This window comes from Pseudomonas sp. HY13-MNA-CIBAN-0226, from assembly GCF_040310305.1.
GTDB classification, from domain to species: domain Bacteria; phylum Pseudomonadota; class Gammaproteobacteria; order Pseudomonadales; family Pseudomonadaceae; genus Aquipseudomonas; species Aquipseudomonas gregormendelii.
This window is the reverse complement of the sequence record NZ_JBEOPS010000053.1, coordinates 1-1,242: the sequence shown is the minus strand read 5'-3', so window position 1 is coordinate 1,242 and position 1,242 is coordinate 1. Positions and strand designations below refer to the sequence as shown.

Annotated in this window: 2 protein-coding genes; both read left to right on the top strand. The window is 52.6% G+C overall.

Annotated elements, in window-relative coordinates; all coding sequences use genetic code 11:
• The first annotated feature begins 65 nt into the window (after positions 1-65).
• On the top strand, positions 66-371 hold the full coding sequence (locus tag AAEZ05_RS27685; protein ID WP_350649726.1) for a transposase: 306 nt from the start codon (positions 66-68) through the stop codon (positions 369-371).
• Positions 368-1,204, top strand: a complete 837-nt coding sequence (locus AAEZ05_RS27680) for an IS3 family transposase (protein WP_350649724.1) — start codon at positions 368-370, stop codon at positions 1,202-1,204. Before AAEZ05_RS27685 ends, AAEZ05_RS27680 begins: the two co-directional genes overlap by 4 nt.
• Positions 1,205-1,242 lie beyond the last annotated feature (38 nt).

The following is a 1,242-nucleotide window of genomic DNA, read 5'->3' as shown; positions in this document are numbered from 1 at the left end:
TGAACTGGTCTAATAATTCCGGACACCTCTTAAGGGCGATATGATTTCGCCAACTTGGAGGTTCCATGAACGATAGAAAGGTCTATACCCGCGAGTTCAAGCTGCATGCTGCCAGCATGGTGCTCGACGATAACTGTCCGGTGCCGGACGTTTGTGCATCACTGGATATTGGTCCCACCGCTTTACGGCGCTGGGTCGATCAGGTTCGCAAGGAGCGCGAGGGTCAACCGGTTAAAGGCACCAAGGCCATCACCGATGATCAGCGCCAGATCCAGGAACTGAAAGCCAAGATCAAGCGCATGGAGATGGAGGCCGAGATCCTAAAAAAGGCTACCGCTCTCTTGATGTCGGATCCCGATCGTTTTCGATGATCGCAGAGCTAAGAGAGTCATTTCCGACGGCTGTGGTATGTCGTGTTTTTGGTGTGAAGCGCAGCAGCTTTTATGAGTGGATTCAACGGCGAGCCAAGCCGCGGATCAGGCGTGAAGAACTCAAATCGAAAGTGGTTGAGTTGCACAGCCAAAGCCGCGAAGCCATGGGCTCCAGAATGATCAGCAAGGGCCTGAAGTCTCAGAAAATAACTGCTGGAAGAAGCCTTGTCCGAGCGCTGATGAGGGAGGCCAATATTGTCAGCAAACAGCGTCAGCCTCACCCTTTCAGATCCAAAGGGGTGGAAGCATTTGTCGCGCCCAATCGGCTAAAACGCAATTTCAAACCGACTGCAATCGATCAGGTTTGGTGTGGCGACGTGACCAGTCTGATGGTAGGCAAACGCTGGATTCATATGGCCATCGTGATCGATTTGTATGCTCGCAGGGTCGTTGGTTGGGCTTTTTCTCTGGTCAATGACGCCAACCTGGTCAGCAAAGCGCTACGCATGGCGACAGCGGTACGAACGTGTCTTCCTGGGCTGATGTTTCACTCAGACCAGGGATGTCAGTACACCAGCCGCAAGTTTCAAGAGGAACTGGTGCGCCACGGCATTTTGCAAAGCATGAGTCATCGTGGACAGTGCTGGGACAATGCTCCAACAGAGCGTTTTTTCGGCACATTGAAATCAGAGTGGGTACCTCGCAACGGCTACAGCCTGATCGAGGAGGCAAAAACGGACATGGTGCGTTTCTTCATGTACTACAACCGCACCAGGCTCCACAGCTACAACAACTACCTGTCGCCAATAGCTATGGAGCAAAAAGCGGCATAAGCACCGTAAACGGTGTCCGGGATTGCTTGACCAGTTCA

Bases quoted from the DNA above. Each gene is read 5' to 3' on its own strand.
- AAEZ05_RS27685 (WP_350649726.1), top strand. From the start codon at position 66: ATGAACGATAGAAAGGTCTATACCCGCGAGTTCAAGCTGCATGCTGCC.
- AAEZ05_RS27680 (WP_350649724.1), top strand. From the start codon at position 368: ATGATCGCAGAGCTAAGAGAGTCATTTCCGACGGCTGTGGTATGTCGT.